The sequence below is a fragment of the Acidovorax lacteus genome, assembly GCF_039540375.1.
Taxonomy (GTDB): domain Bacteria; phylum Pseudomonadota; class Gammaproteobacteria; order Burkholderiales; family Burkholderiaceae_C; genus Acidovorax_G; species Acidovorax_G lacteus.
On sequence record NZ_BAABEX010000029.1, the window covers coordinates 66,476 to 85,917 of the forward strand.

At 64.3% G+C, this 19,442-nt stretch carries 21 protein-coding genes; 14 read left to right on the forward strand and 7 right to left on the reverse strand.

What is annotated here, in order from left to right:
* Positions 1–228: 228 nt before the first annotated feature.
* The 3 genes from rpmG to trxB all read right to left on the reverse strand — a co-directional run bounded on the left by rpmG (position 229) and on the right by trxB (position 1,797).
* Positions 229–399, reverse strand: coding sequence for a 50S ribosomal protein L33 (gene rpmG / locus ABD866_RS13160; RefSeq protein WP_345065872.1), 171 nt, complete (start codon positions 397–399; stop codon positions 229–231).
* 11 nt (positions 400–410) lie between these two features.
* Positions 411–644: a 50S ribosomal protein L28 gene (gene rpmB, locus ABD866_RS13165; protein ID WP_005797187.1), complete on the reverse strand. Its 234-nt coding sequence runs from the start codon at positions 642–644 to the stop codon at positions 411–413.
* Between the two features lie 199 nt (positions 645–843).
* Positions 844–1,797: a thioredoxin-disulfide reductase gene (trxB, locus tag ABD866_RS13170; protein WP_345065915.1), complete on the reverse strand. Its 954-nt coding sequence runs from the start codon at positions 1,795–1,797 to the stop codon at positions 844–846.
* A gap of 192 nt (positions 1,798–1,989) precedes the next feature.
* On the opposite strand from trxB, the gene ABD866_RS13175 reads away from it, so the two are divergent.
* Positions 1,990–2,661, forward strand: a complete 672-nt coding sequence (locus ABD866_RS13175; RefSeq protein WP_345065917.1) for a Crp/Fnr family transcriptional regulator — start codon at positions 1,990–1,992, stop codon at positions 2,659–2,661.
* A 22-nt stretch (positions 2,662–2,683) separates the two neighbouring features.
* Here the strand turns inward: ABD866_RS13175 and ABD866_RS13180 are convergent, their stop codons facing one another.
* Complete coding sequence (locus tag ABD866_RS13180) at positions 2,684–4,666, reverse strand: O-linked N-acetylglucosamine transferase, SPINDLY family protein (RefSeq protein WP_345065918.1); 1,983 nt, start codon at positions 4,664–4,666, stop codon at positions 2,684–2,686.
* A gap of 191 nt (positions 4,667–4,857) precedes the next feature.
* Here ABD866_RS13180 and ABD866_RS13185 point away from each other — a divergent pair, with 191 nt between their 5' ends.
* Together ABD866_RS13185 and lolA are read left to right on the forward strand one after the other, a co-directional pair.
* Entirely contained in the window at positions 4,858–7,206 is a 2,349-nt protein-coding gene (locus ABD866_RS13185) for a DNA translocase FtsK (RefSeq protein ID WP_345065920.1), read from the forward strand.
* 65 nt (positions 7,207–7,271) lie between these two features.
* On the forward strand, positions 7,272–7,904 hold the full coding sequence (gene lolA, locus ABD866_RS13190) for an outer membrane lipoprotein periplasmic chaperone LolA (RefSeq protein WP_425549593.1): 633 nt from the start codon (positions 7,272–7,274) through the stop codon (positions 7,902–7,904).
* 12 nt (positions 7,905–7,916) lie between these two features.
* On the opposite strand, the gene ABD866_RS13195 is transcribed toward lolA, so the two are convergent.
* On the reverse strand, positions 7,917–8,273 hold the full coding sequence (locus ABD866_RS13195; protein ID WP_345065924.1) for a DUF1304 domain-containing protein: 357 nt from the start codon (positions 8,271–8,273) through the stop codon (positions 7,917–7,919).
* A gap of 214 nt (positions 8,274–8,487) precedes the next feature.
* On the opposite strand from ABD866_RS13195, the gene ABD866_RS13200 reads away from it, so the two are divergent.
* The 8 genes from ABD866_RS13200 to ABD866_RS13235 all read left to right on the forward strand — a co-directional run bounded on the left by ABD866_RS13200 (position 8,488) and on the right by ABD866_RS13235 (position 16,252).
* Positions 8,488–9,807 (forward strand): replication-associated recombination protein A, encoded by a 1,320-nt coding sequence (locus tag ABD866_RS13200; protein WP_345065926.1) that lies wholly within the window; start codon positions 8,488–8,490, stop codon positions 9,805–9,807.
* A 377-nt stretch (positions 9,808–10,184) separates the two neighbouring features.
* A complete protein-coding gene (locus ABD866_RS13205; RefSeq protein WP_345065928.1) occupies positions 10,185–11,114 on the forward strand; it encodes a branched-chain amino acid ABC transporter permease in 930 nt (309 codons plus the stop codon).
* Between the two features lie 10 nt (positions 11,115–11,124).
* The gene (locus tag ABD866_RS13210; RefSeq protein WP_345065931.1) at positions 11,125–12,201 is read left to right on the forward strand and encodes an ABC transporter permease subunit; all 1,077 of its coding nucleotides are present in this window, start codon (positions 11,125–11,127) and stop codon (positions 12,199–12,201) included.
* A gap of 20 nt (positions 12,202–12,221) precedes the next feature.
* On the forward strand, positions 12,222–13,004 hold the full coding sequence (locus tag ABD866_RS13215; RefSeq protein ID WP_345066841.1) for an ABC transporter ATP-binding protein: 783 nt from the start codon (positions 12,222–12,224) through the stop codon (positions 13,002–13,004).
* A gap of 2 nt (positions 13,005–13,006) precedes the next feature.
* Positions 13,007–13,735: an ABC transporter ATP-binding protein gene (locus ABD866_RS13220; protein ID WP_345065933.1), complete on the forward strand. Its 729-nt coding sequence runs from the start codon at positions 13,007–13,009 to the stop codon at positions 13,733–13,735.
* A 256-nt stretch (positions 13,736–13,991) separates the two neighbouring features.
* The gene (locus ABD866_RS13225) at positions 13,992–14,351 is read left to right on the forward strand and encodes a DMT family protein (RefSeq protein ID WP_345065935.1); all 360 of its coding nucleotides are present in this window, start codon (positions 13,992–13,994) and stop codon (positions 14,349–14,351) included.
* Between the two features lie 226 nt (positions 14,352–14,577).
* Positions 14,578–15,225, forward strand: coding sequence for a DUF47 domain-containing protein (locus ABD866_RS13230; protein ID WP_345065937.1), 648 nt, complete (start codon positions 14,578–14,580; stop codon positions 15,223–15,225).
* Between the two features lie 16 nt (positions 15,226–15,241).
* Positions 15,242–16,252 carry an inorganic phosphate transporter gene (locus ABD866_RS13235; RefSeq protein ID WP_345065939.1) on the forward strand — a complete coding sequence of 337 codons (1,011 nt, stop codon included), beginning with the start codon at positions 15,242–15,244 and terminating at the stop codon, positions 16,250–16,252.
* Positions 16,253–16,464: 212 nt separating this feature from the next.
* Here ABD866_RS13235 and ABD866_RS13240 read toward each other — a convergent pair whose 3' ends face one another.
* Complete coding sequence (locus ABD866_RS13240; RefSeq protein WP_345065941.1) at positions 16,465–16,914, reverse strand: NINE protein; 450 nt, start codon at positions 16,912–16,914, stop codon at positions 16,465–16,467.
* A gap of 8 nt (positions 16,915–16,922) precedes the next feature.
* Positions 16,923–17,444, reverse strand: coding sequence for a GNAT family N-acetyltransferase (locus ABD866_RS13245; protein ID WP_345065943.1), 522 nt, complete (start codon positions 17,442–17,444; stop codon positions 16,923–16,925).
* Between the two features lie 170 nt (positions 17,445–17,614).
* Here ABD866_RS13245 and rpsP point away from each other — a divergent pair, with 170 nt between their 5' ends.
* The 3 genes from rpsP (at position 17,615) to trmD (ending at position 19,362) form a co-directional block, all read left to right on the forward strand.
* On the forward strand, positions 17,615–17,866 hold the full coding sequence (gene rpsP / locus ABD866_RS13250; RefSeq protein WP_345065946.1) for a 30S ribosomal protein S16: 252 nt from the start codon (positions 17,615–17,617) through the stop codon (positions 17,864–17,866).
* An 81-nt stretch (positions 17,867–17,947) separates the two neighbouring features.
* On the forward strand, positions 17,948–18,517 hold the full coding sequence (gene rimM, locus ABD866_RS13255; protein WP_345065948.1) for a ribosome maturation factor RimM: 570 nt from the start codon (positions 17,948–17,950) through the stop codon (positions 18,515–18,517).
* A 92-nt stretch (positions 18,518–18,609) separates the two neighbouring features.
* Positions 18,610–19,362, forward strand: coding sequence for a tRNA (guanosine(37)-N1)-methyltransferase TrmD (gene trmD, locus ABD866_RS13260; RefSeq protein ID WP_345065951.1), 753 nt, complete (start codon positions 18,610–18,612; stop codon positions 19,360–19,362).
* Positions 19,363–19,442: the final 80 nt, after the last annotated feature.

Genomic DNA, 19,442 nt, shown 5'->3' on the forward strand with positions numbered 1-19,442 from the left:
GATGGTGGAAGGCCTGCGCGGGGCTGATCGTGCGGGGGGGCGGCAATGTCTGTCCGCAGTGGACGCATGGCCCGGCGAGGGGGATGCCGCAACGCCTGGCGTGGTCAGCGGGTGGATGGCCCGCCCGGAGGGGGCAAGCCTGTGATACCCCCAAAAGAAAACCGCCCGGCGCGAAAGCGCGGGGCGGTTCAGGCCTCCGTGGCGGAGGCGGAAACGGCTGCTGAAGGATTACTTCAGCTTGGTTTCCTTGTATTCGACGTGCTTGCGAGCCTTGGGATCAAATTTCATGATCAGCATTTTCTCGGGCATCGTCTTCTTGTTCTTGGTCGTCGTATAGAAGTGGCCGGTGCCTGCAGTGGACTCCAGCTTGATCTTGTCGCGTCCGCCTTTGCTTGCCATGGTGCTACTCCTTAAGCCTGGCCACGTGCACGCAGGTCGGCGAGCACAGAGTCGATGCCGTTCTTGTCGATCAGGCGCAGTGCAGCGCTCGAGACGCGCAGGCGCACCCAGCGGTTCTCGCTTTCGACCCAGAAACGGCGGTATTGCAGGTTCGGCAGGAACCGGCGCTTGGTTTTGTTGTTGGCGTGGGAAACGTTGTTCCCGACCATGGGCTTCTTGCCCGTGACGTCGCAGACGCGTGCCATGAGGACACTCCGATATCAAATAACAGCGGCCCGTCAGGGAACCCATGGTGCATGGGGTGGCGGACCGCCTCACCTCGCCAGAAAGGGTGGCGGTAACCCAATTGGTGCGCCCGCGACATCAGGGCGTTGCCTGAAGGCCTGCGCAGCAAAGCTCGCCATTGTAGCCGATCGCTGCCCAGCCTGTCGAGCGCGGTGTCCTTCAGGCTTCCTGTTCCAGAAAGCGCTGGGCATCCAGCGCCGCCATACAGCCCGTTCCGGCGCTGGTGATCGCCTGGCGGTACACATGGTCTTGCACGTCGCCCGCGGCAAACACGCCGGGCACGCTGGTCTGCGTGGCAAAGCCCTTGAGCCCGCCCTGGGTGACGATGTAGCCGTTCTCCATGCTGAGCTGGCCCTGGAAGATGTCGGTATTGGGGGCGTGCCCAATGGCGATGAAGCAACCCTGCAGCGCGATGTCCTGCGTGCTGCCATCTTGCGTGCTCTGGATGCGGATGCCCGTGACGCCGCTCTGGTCGCCCAGTACCTCGGCCAGGGTATGGAACAGCTTGAGCTCGATCTTGCCTGCGGCCACTTTCTCCATGAGCTTGTCCACGAGGATGGGCTCGGCCTTGAACTTGTCACGGCGGTGCACCAGCGTGACCTTGCGCGCGATGTTCGACAGATACAGCGCCTCTTCCACGGCGGTATTGCCGCCTCCGATCACGCACACGTCCTGGTCACGGTAGAAGAATCCGTCGCAGGTGGCGCAGCCCGACACACCGCGGCCCATGAAGGATTGCTCCGACGGCAGGCCCAGGTACTTGGCCGATGCGCCGGTGGCGATGATCAGCGCATCACAGGTGTAGGTGCCACTGTCGCCCGTGAGCGTGAACGGGCGCTGCTTCAGGTCTACGGTGTGGATGTGGTCGAACACGATCTGGGTATTGAAGCGCTCGGCGTGCTGAAGAAAGCGCTGCATCAGGTCAGGGCCCTGCACACCGTGCACGTCGGCCGGCCAGTTGTCCACTTCGGTCGTGGTCATGAGCTGGCCACCCTGCGCCATGCCGGTGATCAGCACCGGCTTGAGGTTGGCACGTGCGGCATACACGGCCGCGGTGTAGCCAGCCGGTCCGGAGCCGAGGATCAGAACTTTCGCGTGAAGAGAGGTCGCCATGGTAAAAGCCTGTGTGGGCATGCGCCGCGGGCGGCGCGTGTGCGATTGCAAGTGGAGAATGGAACAGCCCTTGAGTATCCTCCGCAGTGGGAGGCGAGGGGAGGCCCCGGCATCAATCGCAGCGATTGTAAGAACCCATGAAAAGCCTGCCCGCCCACGGGCTGTCCACCGGAGGAGAACTTGTCCACCACCATGCTCACCAACCTTGACCTGCTGCGCCGTGTGCCGCTGTTCTCACCTCTGACGGCCGCGCAGGCCGAGGCCCTGCAAGGCGCAGTGGTCAAGCAGCGCTTGCGGCGTGGGGAGGTGCTGGTGCAAGAGGGCCACAAGTCGCAGGCCCTGTTCATCCTGCTCAACGGCCGGGCGCGCGTGGTCAAGGCCGACGCACGCGGTCGCGAAGTCATCCTGGCCACGCTGGGGCCTGGGGACCACATCGGTGAGATGAGCATCATCGACAACGAGCCGCATTCGGCCACGGTGCGCGCCGAGGTGCAGACCGATGTGCTGCTGCTCGGCCGGGCCGAGTTTGCGCGATGCCTGTCCGAAAACACATCTATGGCGCTGGTGCTGATGCGTGGCCTGGTCAAACGGCTGCGCCACGCCGACCGGAAGATCGAGTCTCTCGCCCTGCTGGACGTCTACGGACGGGTTGCGCACGCGTTGCTCGACATGGCCGCCGAAGACGCCCAAGGGCGCCCCTGGATCCGCGAGCGCATCTCGCGCCAGGACCTGGCCAAGATGGTGGGCGCCTCGCGCGAGATGGTTAGCCGCGTGATGAAAGACCTGGAGGACAGGGGCTTCATTGAGGTGGCACCCAGTGGCGGTACGCTCCTCAAAGATCGGCTGGGTGCGCTAGGCTTATAGCAGGCGGAGAGCGTTTGGTTGTTTAACTGGTGCGTGTTTGCCACATGCCCTCGATGGCAGCCTCCAGATGGCGGGCAAATCTTGAGGCATTGAAAAGAGGCGACTGCTGAACCTGCTGACGAAGCTCGCTGCGCAACTGGGAGAGTCCAGGGAGATCTCGGGCGAACGCGGCCGCTTTAGAAACATAGTCCTCCGGCGTTTGGGCTACCCAGTCGCGCAGCCCTGCTGCATGCAGCAGCCCTGCCCCCTGGCGTGATAGCAGGGTCGAGCCCTCTAGGGTCAGAACCGGTACCCCCATCCAAAGACTCTCGGCTGTAGTTGTACCTCCGGGATAGGGAAAGGGGTCGAGGCAAAAGTCGACTCGGTGGTAGGTCCTGAGATAGTCCTGCCGAGACTGTGGTGGTTCGATGATCAGACGGTCTGCGGTAATGCCCTGCCTCGCGAACCTGTCACGCAATCGTGCCGCTGCGACGGGGTCCTTCAGCTGTTTGGCCTGTACCAGCAGCTTGCTGTCAGGGATCGCATTGAGAACGCGAGTCCAAAGCGCAATCACGCCGTCATTGACCTTAAGCAGATTGCTCAAGCAGCCCAGCGTCAATGGCTGTCCACTCAGAGCAGGAAGCGGCTGTACAGGATCGGATGGTTCCGGGGCTGTGAAGCAAAGCCTGGTCTCTGGCAAGCGCCAAATGCGTTCCGTGAACTGCCATTCGATCTCAGGGGGTACTGTTACCGGATCGGCGATCAAGTAATCCATTTCGGCCAATCCGGTGGTTGCAAAATAGCCCAGCCATGATGTCTGTACGGCTGCCACCCGATGGGCGAACAAAGACAAACGATTTCCGGCGGTGTGACCCGATAGGTCTATTGCGACATCCAGCCGCAACAACCGTATCGTTTCGAGCGCTCGCAGGTCAGGGGCCGCGGCGACGCAAATCCATTCGTGAAAGTAAGGGCGGATGCGTTGGGTCAAATCGTCTTCGAACTGCTGCGTACTGATTGCGATCAGTTCTATGCGGTTGCGGTCAATCTCCTTCAGGACGGCTTCCAGGAAATGCCCCACAGGGTGTTGGCGTAAGTCGCCTGATACCAGTCCGACGCGAAGTCGGCGCTGCGCAAGCGCTCTCGCTGGGAGCGGGCGTGTTTCTCCGGCTTCTTTAGCGCAGACGGCACCAAATGCGCGTGCACAGTCGAGCGTCTCCCGCGGCGATACGGTCGGCAGATAGCTCGACACCATCAGCAGGCTGCTGTACAGCTCCAAGCGCGTTGGCGCCAACGTCAGCGCTTGCTTGTAGCAAGCTACAGCCGCGGCAGGATCGTCTTGAGCCAGGCGAATCTCTGCCAGCTTGGCATGTGCTTCGGCCATTTGAGGCTCGCGCTCGAGCACTCTGCGCACGGACGCCTCGGCCTCTTCTAGCTGGCCCAAATCGACGAGTACATCAGCACGGTTGTAGTGCAGGCCAGGATGCGAAGGGCTCAGTGCCAACGCACTGTCGTACAGCGTCAGCGCCTCCTCAGGACGCCCCATATCGTGCAGCAAGTGAGCCAGATTGCTCATGGTTTCTACATGGGTCGGTTCAAGCTCGAGCGCTCTCCGGAAGCTCTTTTCCGCCAGTGAGTGCTGCCCAGCTTCGTGCTGCATATTGGCCAAGTGGAAGAACCCATGCGGTAAATCGGCCCGAATTTTCAAGGCCCGCCGGTAGTACTGAGCTGCCTCCTCGGGGTAAAACAGATCGCGAAGTGCATTGGCCAAATTGAATTGGATTGCAGCATCGCGTGGCGCGAGTTCTGCTGCTTTGCGCAGGTAAGGCAGTGCCTCCTCGTGTTGCTGGCGCGCCCGCAGCACCGCGCCAGCAATGCGCCATCCCAACGGATGCTGCGGAAAACGTTGCGTCAAGGACTTGGCTTTGCCAAGGGCCGACGCAAAGTCGCCAGCCTGAAAAGCCTCTAACGTATCTTGGCTTTCTGCCGGTGAAGGGGAGAGAGCGCCGAACAGCTTTACGGCCATAGTCGCGAAGGGGTGGGTGAAAACAAGAGGGACCGCAAGAGGCTGTGAGCGCAACCCATGCCGTGATTCCGAGCCGCCGCCAAAGTTGCTTCGTGGCGCACCCGATTATCTCGTCGAGCACGGCCTGGATGACGTGGCGTGAGTGCAGTCCCAGCACCAGAATGGGTTGCGTTAAGCTTGCGTGTGCATTTATGAGCTATTCCCTCCACACCCTCCAGGGGTCAGACTCTCCCAAGCCTAGCAATCGGCTCACTGTCACACGAATAGGCTACGAAATCGGCCTTGTCCTTGGGCTCGTGGCGCTGTTGTTCTGGCTGCTGGCCCTGCTCAGCCATTCACTGCAAGACCCCGCCTGGTCCACCTCGGGCGCGGTAGACCGCATGCGCGCGGCCAACTGGGCCGGGCGGGTGGGGGCCTGGCTGGCCGATGTGAGCTATTTCGGGCTGGGCTTTTCGGTCTGGTGGTGTGTGGCGGCGGCAGTCCGGGCCTGGCTGGCGTCGCTGGCGCGCTGGCTGGGTGGAGGGGAGGCGGTCCCGGTCGCTGCCGCGCCCTCCCGGGTGCCTCCGCGACTGATCTTCTGGCTGGGACTTGCGCTGTTGCTGGTGGCCAGCACCATGCTCGAATGGTCGCGTCTGTACCGCTTTGAGTCGGCCCTGCCTGGCCATGCGGGCGGCGTGCTGGGCTACCTGCTGGGGCCTCTGGCCATGCAGTGGCTGGGCTTTACGGGCTCGGGGCTGTTGGGCATTGTGCTGCTGGTGCTGGGCGCTGGCTGGGTGTTCCGTTTCTCCTGGGGCCGTGTGGCGGAGTCGCTGGGAGCGCGCATTGACGGGCTGGTGCAGTCCCGCCGCGCGCAGCGCGAGGCCGCCAAGGATGTAGCGGCGGGTCGCCGCGCCGCCCGCGAGCGCGAGGTGGTGCTGCAGGAGGAGCGCGTCGAAACCGAAGAGCATCCACCGCAGCCGGTTCAGATCATCGAGCCGGCCAAGCCCGAGGTTCCACAGAGCGCGCGTGTGGTGAAGGAGCGCCAGAAGCCCTTGTTCACCGAATTGCCCGACAGCAAGCTACCGCAGGTGGATCTACTCGACGGCGCACTGCAGCGCCAGGAAACCGTCTCGCCCGAGACGCTGGAGATGACCAGCCGCTTGATCGAGAAGAAGCTCAAGGACTTTGGCGTGGAAGTGCGCGTGGTGGCGGCCATGCCGGGCCCGGTGATCACGCGCTACGAGATCGAGCCCGCCACAGGCGTCAAGGGCTCGCAGGTCGTGAACCTGGCCAAGGACCTGGCACGTTCGCTGTCGCTGGTGTCCATTCGCGTGGTGGAGACCATTCCGGGCAAGAACTACATGGCGCTGGAGTTGCCCAATGCCAAGCGGCAGACCATCAAGCTCTCGGAAATCCTGGGCTCGCAGGTCTACCACGAGGCCAAGAGCCTGTTGACCATGGGCCTGGGCAAGGACATCGTGGGCAATCCGGTCGTGGCCGATCTGGCCAAGATGCCGCATGTGCTGGTGGCCGGCACCACGGGGTCGGGCAAGTCGGTGGGCATCAACGCGATGATCCTGTCGCTGCTCTACAAGGCCGAGGCGCGCGACGTGCGGCTCTTGATGATCGACCCCAAGATGCTGGAAATGTCGGTGTACGAAGGCATTCCTCACTTGTTGGCTCCGGTGGTCACGGACATGAAACAGGCGGCGCACGGCCTGAACTGGTGCGTAGCCGAGATGGAGCGGCGCTACAAGCTCATGAGCAAGATGGGCGTGCGCAATCTTGCGGGCTTCAACGCCAAGATCGACGAGGCCAAAGGCCGCGGCGAATTCGTCTACAACCCGTTCAGTCTCACGCCCGAATCGCCCGAGCCGCTGGAGCGCCTGCCCCACATCGTGGTGGTGATCGACGAGTTGGCCGACCTGATGATGGTCGTGGGCAAGAAGATCGAGGAACTGATCGCGCGCCTGGCGCAAAAGGCGCGTGCAGCCGGTATTCACCTGATTCTGGCCACGCAGCGGCCCAGCGTGGACGTGATCACCGGCCTGATCAAGGCCAACATTCCGACGCGCATTGCGTTCCAGGTCAGCAGCAAGATCGACAGCCGCACCATCCTCGACCAGATGGGGGCCGAAGCGCTGCTGGGTATGGGCGACATGCTCTACATGGCCAGTGGCACCGGGTTGCCGATCCGCGTGCACGGTGCGTTTGTCAGCGATGACGAGGTGCACCGCGTCGTCAGTTACCTCAAGAGCCAGGGCGAGCCCGACTACATCGAGGGCGTGCTCGAAGGCGGAACTGTGGACGGCGACGGCGATCTGTCCATGGACGGCCTGGGTGGCGGCGAAGGGGGTGGCGAGAAAGACCCGATGTACGACCAGGCCGTGGAAGTGGTGCTCAAGGACCGCAAGGCCAGCATCTCGTATGTGCAGCGCAAGCTGCGCATTGGCTACAACCGCTCGGCGCGGCTGCTGGAAGACATGGAAAAAGCCGGCCTGGTGAGCGCGCTCACCACCAGCGGCCAGCGCGAAGTACTGGTGCCCGCTCGGCCCGAATGACACGGCCCGCGGCCCCTGGCCGCGGCGCGCCCTGCGCCCGGCTCCAACCGCTGCAAGGCTTGATGATGAAACACTGGATTGCTACGTTTTTAATAGCTGGTTGTGCTTGTTCTGCCTGGGCGGACGGCCTGAAAAGCCTGGAATCTTTCATGAAGGGCGCGCAGGCGGGGCGGGCCGAGTTCACGCAGGTCGTGACCTCGCCCGCGCGTGAGGGCCAGGCTGAGCGCACCCGCCAGTCCAGCGGCGTGTTCGAGTTCCAGCGTCCCGGGCGCTTCAAGTTCAGCTACCGCAAGCCCTTTGAGCAGACCATCGTGGCCGACGGGCAAACGCTGTGGCTGCACGACCCCGATCTGAACCAGGTCACCCAGCGCACCCAGGCGCAGGCGCTGGGCAGCACGCCCGCGGCGCTGCTTGCGTCGGCGGCCGATTTGTCGGCCCTGCGTGCCGACTTCACGCTGGAGAACGCGCCCGACCAGGATGGCCTTCAATGGGTGCTGGCCACGCCCAAGGCGCGCGACGGGCAACTGCGCAGCGTGCGTGTGGGCTTTGCGGGCGACCGCCTAGCCGTACTCGACATCGTGGACGGCTTCGGCCAGCGTTCGGTGCTGCGCTTTCAGGCCATGCAGGTGCAAGCGTCGCTGCCGGCCTCGACCTTCCAGTTCCGGCCGCCGGCCGGGGCCGACGTTCTCAAGCAATGAACGCGTGGCCCCTCAGGCCAGCGCCACCAGAGCCAGGCCGATGCTGGCCGGCACCGCCTGGATGAACAGGATCTTGCGGCTGGCGGTCGCCGCACCGTACAGACCGGCCACCAGCACGCATAGCAGAAAGAACACTTGCACCGCACGGCCTGCATCGCCCAGCCACACGCCCCACAGCAGCCCCGCCGCCAGAAAACCGTTGTACAAGCCCTGGTTGGCTGCCAGCGTGCGGGTGGCCGCGGCAAACTCAGGCGTGAGGCCGAACGCCTTGCGACCGGCTGGTTTGTCCCACAGGAACATCTCCAGCACGAGGATGTAGATGTGCAGCAGGCCGATCAGGCCGATGACGATGTGCGCCGCTAGACTCATGGTGATACTCCCGGTTTCAAGAAGCATCGCACGATAGCAGGGGCTTGCCGGGGGGTGTCTGTCGGGCAGGCGACTTGCGCGCGTCGGGCCCACGATTTCTCCAGCGATGGCCAGCCACCGCGGCGGCTTGTTGTCCACTCGTTTCGGTGTGTTTCGGGCCTCGACAGCCCTTCATGGCCCGCGCGGTGTGCGGTGTCCGACCTGGAATCTTCTGATGGCCGACCTTTTCTTCACAGAACCCATGCCGCCCCTGGCCGAAGCACTGCGGCCGCGTCACCTGGACGAGGTCATTGGCCAGTCGCACCTGCTGGGCGAGGGCAAACCGCTGCGCCTGGCCTTCCAGTCGCGCAAGCCACATTCGATGATCTTTTGGGGCCCACCGGGTGTGGGAAAGACCACGCTGGCGCGGCTCACGGCCCAGGCCTTCGATGCCGAGTTCATCGCGCTGTCGGCCGTTTTTTCGGGAGTCAAGGACATCCGCGCGGCCATGGAGCAGGCGCAGCACAACTTGGCGCGGGGGCGGCACACGCTGTTGTTTGTGGACGAGATCCACCGATTCAACAAGTCGCAGCAGGATGCGCTGCTGCCGTACGCCGAGTCCGGGCTGGTCACCTTCATCGGCGCGACGACGGAGAACCCATCCTTCGAAGTCAACGCGGCGCTGATGTCGCGCGCCCAGGTGTATGTGCTGCAGCCGCTGAGCGACGACGAACTGCGCCAGCTGCTCGAACGTGCGCGTGCCCATGGGGTGGGCGATCTGCAGTTCGACGAAGCCGCCGTTGCCACGCTGGTGGGCTATGCCGACGGCGATGCGCGCCGGTTCCTCAACCTGCTGGAGCAATGCCGCAATGCGGCGCAAGCCGCAGGGCGTACGCAGATCGATGGCGACTTCATGCGCGATGCGCTCACGCTCAACGCCCGGCGCTTCGACAAAGGGGGCGACCATTTCTACGACCAGATTTCGGCCCTGCACAAGTCGGTGCGCGGCTCGCATCCGGATGCGGCGCTGTATTGGCTGTGCCGCATGCTCGACGGCGGGGCCGATCCGCGCTACCTGGCCCGGCGCATCGTACGCATGGCCTGGGAGGACATCGGCCTGGCCGACCCGCGAGCCCTGCAGTTGGCCAACGACGCTGCCACGACGTATGAACGCCTGGGCAGCCCTGAAGGTGAACTCGCGCTGGCGCAGGCGGTGCTCTACCTGGCTGCTGCGCCCAAGAGCAACGCGGGCTACAACGCCTACAACCGGGCCCGGGCGTTTGTGAAGCAGGACAAGAGCCGGGAGGTCCCGGTGCATCTGCGCAATGCCCCCACACAGCTCATGAAGGAGCTGGGCCATGGCCGCGCCTACCGCTATGCGCACGATGAGCCCGAGGCCTATGCCGCCGGAGAAACCTATTTGCCCGAGGGCATGGAGGAGCCGGGCTGGTACCAGCCGGTGGAGCGCGGGCTGGAGCTCAAGATCGGCGCCAAGCTGGCGCATCTGCGCACGCTGGATGCGCAGGCCCCTGGCCGCTTGCCTGCAGACGACTGAGGCGTGCCCCGGCGTCCATCGGGGGTGGGGGGAGGGCTCCGCACGCGTCGCAACCCCGCGATCCCCGGGCGCTGCAATCGAGCCGACGGAATGGGTTATGCTGATTTTGCATGTGTCAGGTAATAAGCAATCAAAGCATTAATCCTGCATCTATCAAAAGGCCTAATGCGATGTGCGGCTCTCTGATGCAGCGCGAATCCTCGGGAAAACCCCGCCAGACGCGGCAAAGGCGATTTCAGGCGACTCGCTACAATCCGTGACGCAAACCCGCACAGCAGTTTTCTGGCGGGTTTTTTGCTAGATGGCAGTCGGGCCCACAAGGCTGCACCGATCCCGGTGCCTGCTGGTGGGCGCGTTACAAACGAAGGACTTCTCTTATGGACATCTTGCTGCAGCAGATCATCAACGGTCTGGTTCTCGGCAGCATGTACGCCTTGATAGCCTTGGGCTACACCATGGTGTACGGCATCATTCAACTGATCAACTTCGCCCACGGTGAAGTGCTGATGATCGGCGCTCTCACCAGTTGGAGCTGCATCGGCATGATGCAAGGGGCCATGCCAGGGGCACCTGGTTGGGTCATCCTCCTGCTGGCCACGTTGATTGCCTGCGTGGTGGCCGCCACGCTGAACTTCACGATCGAAAAGATTGCCTACAAGCCGCTGCGCAACAGCCCGCGGCTGGCACCCCTGATCACTGCCATCGGCATGTCCATCTTGCTGCAGACGCTGGCGATGATCATCTGGAAGCCGAACTACAAGCCGTATCCGACGCTGCTGCCCAGCGCACCGTTTGAAATCGGCGGCGCCTTCATCACGCCCACGCAGGTGCTGATTCTGGGCGTGACGGCGGTGTCCCTGGCTTCGCTGGTCTATCTGGTGAACTACACCAACCTGGGCCGCGCCATGCGCGCCACGGCCGAGAACCCGCGCGTTGCCTCGCTCATGGGCGTGAAGCCCGACATGGTGATTTCCGCCACCTTCATCATCGGCGCCGTTTTGGCCGCCATCGCCGGCATCATGTGGGCCTCCAACTACGGCACGGCCCAGCACACCATGGGCTTCCTGCCGGGCCTGAAGGCCTTCACGGCGGCTGTGTTCGGCGGCATCGGCAACCTCGCCGGTGCCGTGGTCGGCGGCATTCTGCTGGGCCTGATCGAAGCCATTGGCTCCGGCTACATCGGCACGCTCACGGGCGGCCTGCTGGGCAGCCACTACACCGACATCTTCGCCTTCATCGTGCTGATCATCGTGCTCACGCTGCGTCCTTCGGGCCTGCTGGGCGAACGTGTGGCCGACCGCGCCTGAGGAGCTTTTCATGAAGAACAACAAAATCCAGTGGATCCTGGGCGCCATCGCGCTGCTGGTGCTTCCGCTGATCCTGCAGTCCTTCGGCAACGCCTGGGTGCGCATTGCCGACCTGGCCTTGCTGTATGTGATGCTGGCCCTGGGCCTGAACATCGTGGTGGGCTATGCCGGCCTGCTGGACCTGGGCTACGTGGCGTTCTACGCCGTGGGCGCCTACATGTTTGGTCTGATGGCGTCTCCGCACCTGTCGGACACCTTTGCCTGGTTTGCCGCCAGCTTCCCCAACGGTCTGCATACACCGCTGTGGATTGTGATTCCGTTGGCGGCGCTGCTCGCGGCGGTGGCGGGGGCGTTGCTCGGGGCACCCACGCTCAAGTTGCGAGGTGACTACCTCGCCATCGTGACACTGGGCTTCGGTGAAATCATCCGCATCTTCCTGAACAACCTGGACCACCCCGTCAACCTGACCAACGGCCCCAAGGGCATCGGCCAGATCGATTCCGTGGAAATCTTCGGTTTGAACCTGGGCCGTCCGCTGGAAGTCATGGGCTTTACGCTCAACTCGGTGACCCTGTACTACTACCTGTTCCTCTCGTTGGTGGTGGTGAGCATCATCATTTGCTACCGCCTGCAGGATTCGCGCATCGGCCGCGCCTGGATGGCCATCCGTGAAGACGAGATTGCCGCCAAGGCCATGGGCATCAACACCCGCAACATGAAGCTGCTGGCCTTCGGCATGGGCGCATCGTTCGGTGGCGTCTCGGGTGCCATGTTCGGCGCGTTCCAAGGCTTTGTGTCGCCCGAATCCTTCAGCCTGATGGAGTCGGTGATGATCGTGGCCATGGTGGTGCTCGGCGGTATCGGCCACATCCCCGGCGTGGTCCTGGGGGCCGTGCTGCTGGCTGCGCTGCCCGAAGTGCTGCGCTATGTGGCCGGTCCGCTGCAGGCCATGACCGATGGCCGCCTGGATTCCGCCATCCTGCGCCAGCTGCTGATCGCACTGGCCATGATCGTCATCATGCTGATGCGCCCGCGTGGCCTGTGGCCCACGCCTGAGCACGGCAAGAGCCTGACGCAGAAGACTTGAACACCACCGAGAGCGACAACATGGCAGAGAACAACAACGACGTGGTGCTGAAAGTTGCCGGGATCTCCAAGCGCTTTGGGGGTCTGCAGGCGCTGTCCGATGTGGGCATCACCATCCGCCGGGGCCAGGTCTATGGCCTGATCGGCCCGAACGGCGCGGGCAAGACGACGTTCTTCAACGTGATCACCGGGCTGTACACGCCCGACAGCGGTAGCTTCGAGCTGGCGGGCAAGCCCTACGAGCCCACCGCCGTGCACGAAGTGGCCAAGGCTGGCATCGCCCGCACGTTCCAGAACATCCGGCTGTTTGCCGAGATGACCGCCCTGGAAAACGTGATGGTGGGCCGCCATATCCGCACGCAATCGGGCCTGCTGGGCGCGGTATTCCGCACCAAGGGCTTCAAGGCCGAAGAGGCTGCGATTGCCAAGCGTGCGCAGGAGCTGCTCGACTACGTGGGCATTGGCAAGTACGCCGACTACAAGGCGCGCACGCTGTCGTACGGCGACCAGCGCCGCCTCGAAATCGCCCGTGCACTGGCCACCGACCCGCAGGTGATTGCGCTCGACGAGCCCGCTGCCGGCATGAATGCCACCGAAAAGGTGCAGCTGCGCGAGCTGATCGACCGCATCCGCAAGGACAACCGCACCATCCTGCTGATCGAGCACGACGTGAAGCTCGTGATGGGGCTGTGTGACCGCGTCACGGTGCTGGATTACGGCAAGCAGATCGCCGAAGGAACGCCCGCGGAAGTGCAGAAGAACGAAAAAGTGATCGAGGCCTATCTGGGCACCGGAGGACATTGAGCATGGCCGAAAAATCCAACAAAGTGCTGCTGAAGGTCAAGGGCCTGAAGGTGGCCTACGGCGGCATCCAGGCCGTCAAGGGCGTGGACTTCGAGGTGCGCGAGGGCGAGCTGGTTTCGCTGATCGGCTCCAACGGTGCCGGCAAGACGACGACGATGAAGGCCATCACGGGCACGCTGCCCATGAACGATGGCGACATCGAGTACATGGGCGAGAGCATCCGCGGCAAGGGCGCGTGGGACCTGGTGAAGAAGGGCCTGGTGATGGTGCCGGAAGGCCGTGGCGTGTTCGCGCGCATGACCATCACCGAAAACCTGCAGATGGGCGCCTACACCCGCCGCGACAAGGCGGGCATTGCGGCCGACATCGAGAAGATGTTCACCATCTTCCCGCGTCTGCGCGAGCGCAAGGACCAGCTTGCGGGCACCATGTCGGGCGGTGAACAGCAGATGCTGGCCATGGGTCGCGCGCTGATGAGCCAGCCCAAGGTGTTGCTGCTGGACGAGCCCTCCATGGGCCTGTCGCCCATCATGGTGGACAAGATCTTTGAAGTGGTGCGCGACGTGTACGCCACCGGCGTGACCATCGTGCTGGTGGAGCAGAACGCCAGCCGCGCGCTGGCCATTGCCGACCGCGGCTATGTGATGGAGTCGGGTCTGATCACCATGACCGGCTTGGGCAAGGACTTGCTGAGCGACCCCAAGGTGCGCGCCGCTTACCTGGGCGAGTGAGCCTGCGCCACGGTGCGTGGCCTTTGGCTGCGCACCGGCGGCACACGGGGATAGAGCACTGCTTCGGCAGTGCTTTTTTTTGGCCCCAGCGCAGTGCGGGTGGGCGCAGGGTGCGCTGTGGTCCGGGGCAGAGCGCTGCGGGGCCGCGCCGTGCTGGGCAGCGCCCTGGGCTGTCGGTTGCTATCATTTGCATAGCTGCTCGTGCTGGATTCTTAAGCACAAGCCCCCGATTTGACCCAAAAGAAAGCCCCATGCCATGAGCCTGCTGCAGAACCTGCCTGTGCCGCTGCAAACCGTGTTGCTGCTGCTGGCCAGCAACGTGTTCATGACCTTTGCCTGGTACGGCCACCTTAAAAACCTGGCGACGGCGCCCTGGTACACGGCGGCGCTGGTGAGCTGGGGCATCGCGCTGTTTGAGTACCTGCTGCAGGTGCCGGCCAACCGCATTGGCTATACGCAGTTCAGTCTGGCGCAGCTCAAAATCCTGCAGGAGGTGATCACGCTCGGCGTGTTCGTGCCTTTTGCCGTGTTCTACATGGGGCAGCCGCTCAAGTGGGACTACCTGTGGGCCGGTCTGTGCCTGGTGGGCGCGGTGTACTTCATCTTCCGCTCCTGAGCGTCCATCCCGCGAGCGATTTGGGTCGGGGCACGCACTGCGATGGGGCGGGCCTGTGGGGCCGGGCGTGTGCCCGCCTGCTTGGCCGGCCCGCCGCGCTGCGGTTCACGCCAGAGCGGCCGCACGCTCTGCCACACCCTGGCGGTTAAACTCCCTGTTTGTTATAGGGGTTTCACGGCCATGAAACCTCTTGTTGTTAGGCGATCAAGGCATTCCAGGAGAGCGCATGCTGTTTGGCAAGCTGTTGCCCCGCGAGGGCAATTTTTTTGAGATGTTCAACCAGCATGCGGACCGCATCGTGGAGGCCGCGCGCGCCTTCTCGCAGCTGGTGGCCAACTACGCCGACCCGCACCTGCGCGACAAGTACAACCAGGACGTGGACAACGCCGAACGCGCTGCCGACCGGGTGACGCACGAGGTCAACAAGGCGATCCACAAGACCTTCATCACGCCCATCGACCGCGAGCAGATCCACACGCTGATCAACACCATGGACGACGTGGCCGACCTGATCCAGGATTCGGCCGAGACCATGGCGCTGTACGACGTGCGGCACATGACCGAGGAGATCACGCGCCTGACGGACCTGAGCGTGCGCTGCTGCGAGCGCCTGCGCGATGCGGTGAAGCTGCTCGACAAGATCGCCGACCCCGAGGCGGCCGAGGCTGCGCTCAAGACCTGCGAGGAAATCGACCGTCTGGAAAGCGACGCCGACCGTGTGATGCGCGCCGCCATGAGCAAGCTCTTCCGCGAAGAGCCCGATGTGCGCGAAGTCATCAAGCTCAAGGCGATTTACGAGCTGCTTGAGACCATCACCGACAAGTGCGAAGACGTGGCCAACACGATCGAAGGCATCGTGCTCGAAAACTCCTGACGCCCGAGGCCTTTCCATGGAAACCGCACAGGCCGCCCTCTGGGTGGTGATTCTTCTCGTGGCGCTGGCGTTGCTGTTCGACTTCATGAACGGCTTCCACGACGCGGCCAACTCGATCGCAACGGTGGTCTCGACCGGCGTGCTCAAGCCGGCGCAGGCGGTGCTGTTTGCCGCCTTCTTCAACTTCATCGCGATCTTTGTCTTTCACCTGTCGGTGGCCGCCACCGTGGGCAAGGGCATCGTAGAGCCCGGCGTGGTCGACACGCACGTGGTGTTCGGCGCGCTGGTGGGTGCGATCACCTGGAACGTGATCACCTGGTACTACGGCATTCCGAGCAGCTCGTCGCATGCGCTGATTGGCGGCATCGTGGGCGCGGTGATTGCCAAGGCGGGCGTTGGGGCGTTGATTTCCAAGGGCATTCTCAAGACGGTGGCCTTCATCTTCGTGTCGCCGTTGCTGGGCTTCTTGCTGGGCTCGTTGATGATGGTGGCGGTGGCCTGGATCTGCCGGCGCAGCCGCCCCGGCAAGGTGGACAAATGGTTCCGCCGCCTGCAGTTGGTGTCGGCCGGGGCCTACAGCCTGGGCCATGGCGGCAACGACGCGCAGAAGACCATCGGCATCATCTGGCTGCTGCTGATTGCCACCGGCTACACCGCCGCCAGCGACGCCGCACCGCCCACCTGGACCATCGTATCGTGCTACGTGGCCATTGGCCTGGGCACCATGTTCGGCGGCTGGCGCATCGTCAAGACCATGGGCCAGAAGATCACCAAGCTCAAGCCTGTGGGCGGCTTCTGCGCCGAAACTGGTGGGGCGATCACGCTGTTCTTGGCCACTACGCTGGGCATTCCGGTGTCCACCACCCACACCATCACGGGGGCCATCGTGGGCGTGGGCTCCACACAGCGCGCCAGCGCCGTGCGCTGGGGCGTGGCGGGCAACATCGTCTGGGCCTGGGTGCTGACCATTCCGGCCAGCGGCTTTGTGGCAGCGATTGCGTACTGGCTGAGCCTGCAGCTGTACTGAGTTAGACGTCGGCCGTCGGGCCTCTTGGCCTTGCGCAGGCAGACAGGCGACTGGTGGCGTTGCGGCAGCGCCGGGCCGCACCACTGCGCCAGAGTCGCACTGGCGTGGCTGCAACGCCTGTGGTGCACCGCAGGCGTCTGCCGCTACACCGCTTCAAGTGCTATCGAATTAGTAGCTGCTCGTGCTTGATTCGCCAGCACAAGCGGCCGATTTCATTGCGAAATCTTGCGTGCTTCCTCGATCTGGTATTCGAAGTAGTGCTGGAAGCTGAAGGCCAGGCTGGCCATCAGAATGCCGGTGCCCAGCAGCAGCGACACCACCATGGCCCCGATCGTCAGCCACTGGGTGCGGCCCGCGGGGGCGTCCTCGGGCAGGCTGGGGTTGTAGCGCGCGTTCCACTTTTCTTTGGTGGACAGCCCGAACAGGATCGCCTGCAGCGCACACCCGGCAATCGTGAACCCCAGGAAGGGGATCAGCACCCAGCTCAACTGGTCGTCTTGACCGAATTGCTGCATGCGCTGGATGCCGTACAGCCCAAGCGCGGTAGGAATCGGCAGCGCCCAGCCCAGCATGTCGCCGATGCCGTGCAGGTAAAAACGGTGCAGGCCCAGCGGCCCGCCGACAAAGGCCAGCCAGGTGGCGACGGTCTTGTTCTTGGTCATGGGCGCGATTATTCCGGGGACGTTGTATCCCCAGCGCCCAAGGTCTTTTCCATGAGCACGATGTCGCGCCAGGCACCGAACTTCCAGCCGACCGAGCGCATCACGCCCACGTCGGTGAAGCCGAGCGTGCGGTGCACCCCGATCGAGCCCGCGTTGGCCGAGTCGCCAATCACCGCCAGCAGCTTGCGCACACCGCGGCGTTCGCACTCGTCCACCAGGGCCTGCAGCAACAGCCGCCCGACGCCTTTGCCGCGTGCAGCGTCTGCGATGTAGATCGAGTCTTCGGCCGAGAAGCGGTAGGCCGGGCGCGGCTTGAACCAGTTGGCATAGGCAAAGCCCAGCACCTGGCCGTCCTGCTCAGCCACCAGCCAGGGCAGGGCGCGGCCCAGCACGTCGGCGCGGCGGGTGGTCATGTCGGCCAGACTGGGCGGGTCGATCTCGAAGGTGCCCGTGCCGTGCAGCACATGGTGGGCGTAGATGGCGGTGATGGCCGGCAGGTCGGAGTCGTGGGAGTCGCGGATCTGGATCATGGGAGAAAAGCGAAGCGCCTGAGAAGGGGCGGGGCTGCAAAAGGAGAAGACGCTATAATCGCAGGCTTTGCAGCGTGTCGCTGGCCGGGTGGCCAGTCGCGTGTCTCAAACGTTGCGAAAAAACCGGGCTGGCTACAACTGCGCTGGCCCAACCACCCGAAGGATAAATCATGGTCGTGATTCGACTCTCCCGCGGCGGCTCCAAGGGCCGTCCGTTCTTCAACATCGTCGTGGCCGACAAGCGCGAGCGCCGCGATGGCCGCTTCATCGAGCGTCTGGGCTTCTACAACCCCACGGCCCAAGGTGCTGCTGAAGGCCTGCGCATCGCCCAGGACCGCCTGACCTACTGGAAGAGCGTGGGCGCGCAAACCTCCCCCACCGTGGACCGTCTGATCAAGCAAGCCGCCAAGTCGGCCGCCTGATCGAGCGATCTGCCAGGGCGGGCTCCGTTGGCTGGACCGACGGACCCCGCCCTTTTTGTTTTGGAGCCCCAGGAGCCCGACATGACGTCTCTGTCTGCACTCGACGCCGCCGACCTGCCTGCCGACGCCATCGAGGTCGGGCGCATTGCCGACGCCTGGGGCGTCAAGGGCTGGTTCAAGGTCCAGCCCTACAGCGCCAGCCCCGAGGCGCTGTTCTCGTCCAAGCGCTGGTACCTGCAGCCCCCCGAGCGGGGTGCCCGGCATTTCGAGGGCACGGTGCTTATGCCCGTGCGGCAGGCGCGCGAACACTCGGATTCGGTGGTTGCCTGCTCCGACGGCGTGCCCGACCGCAATGCGGCCGAGGCCCTGCGCGGCGCGCGCATCTTCGTGCCGCGGTCGAGCTTTCCCACCGCTGGCGATGACGAGTACTACTGGGTGGACCTGATCGGCCTGGCGGTCGCCAACCGCGAAGGCGTGGCCCTGGGCGTGGTGCGTGAATTGCTGTCCACCGGCCCGCAGACCGTGCTCGTGCTTGAAGAGACCGTGGACGGCAAGCCGCGTGAGCGGATGATTCCGTTTGTGGCGGCCTACATCGACCGCGTAGATCTGGCGGGCCGCACCATCACGGTGGACTGGCAGCCCGACTACTGAGCCGCTGCCCATGCCGCGTGTGCCGTACGGCCGGTTGGTTGGTGGCCGTTCACGCACCCCTCGTCTTCTTGTCAGCGTTTCGGGCCTTGTTCATGCGCTTTGACGTCATCACCCTGTTCCCCGAGCTGTTCGGCCCGTTCTTGGCCAACGGAGTGACGCGCCGCGCCTACGCCGGCCCGATCGAGGTGCACCTGTGGAACCCGCGCGACCACGCCGAGGGCAACTACCGGCGTGTGGACGATCGGCCCTTTGGCGGCGGCCCGGGGATGGTGATGATGGCCGAGCCGCTGGAGCGCTGCCTGGCGGCCGTTCAGGCGCAGCGGGCCGCGCCAGCCCCGGTGGTGCTGTTCTCGCCCATCGGCACGCCGCTGCGGCATGCGGTGGTGCAGCAGTGGTCGCAGGGCGAGGGAGCTGTGCTGCTGTGCGGGCGCTATGAAGGGATCGACCAGCGTTTCATCGACCGGTATGTGGACGTGCAGCTCAGCCTGGGCGACTTTGTGCTCTCGGGCGGCGAGATCCCGGCGATGGCGCTGCTCGATGCCGTGGCGCGGCTGCAGCCCGGCGTGTTGCACGACGAGGGCAGCCACCAGTTCGACAGCTTCAACCCGGCGCTGGACGGCCTGCTCGACTGCCCGCATTACACCCGGCCCGAAGTGTGGAGCGGCACGCCCGTGCCGCCCGAGCTCATGTCGGGCCACCATGCGCGCATCGAGGCCTGGCGACGTGCGCAGCGCCTGCAGACCACGGCGCGGCACCGGCCCGAGCTGATCGAGCAGGCCCGTGCGGCCGGCCGCCTGACCCCCGCCGATGAGAAGCTGCTGCAGTCTGGCGACGGCTTGCTATAATGGCAGGCTTTTGATCCTCTGATCGGCCGTCGTGCGCTGCGTGCTGCACGACCCAACCGCCAATCCCGGCGATGCCATTT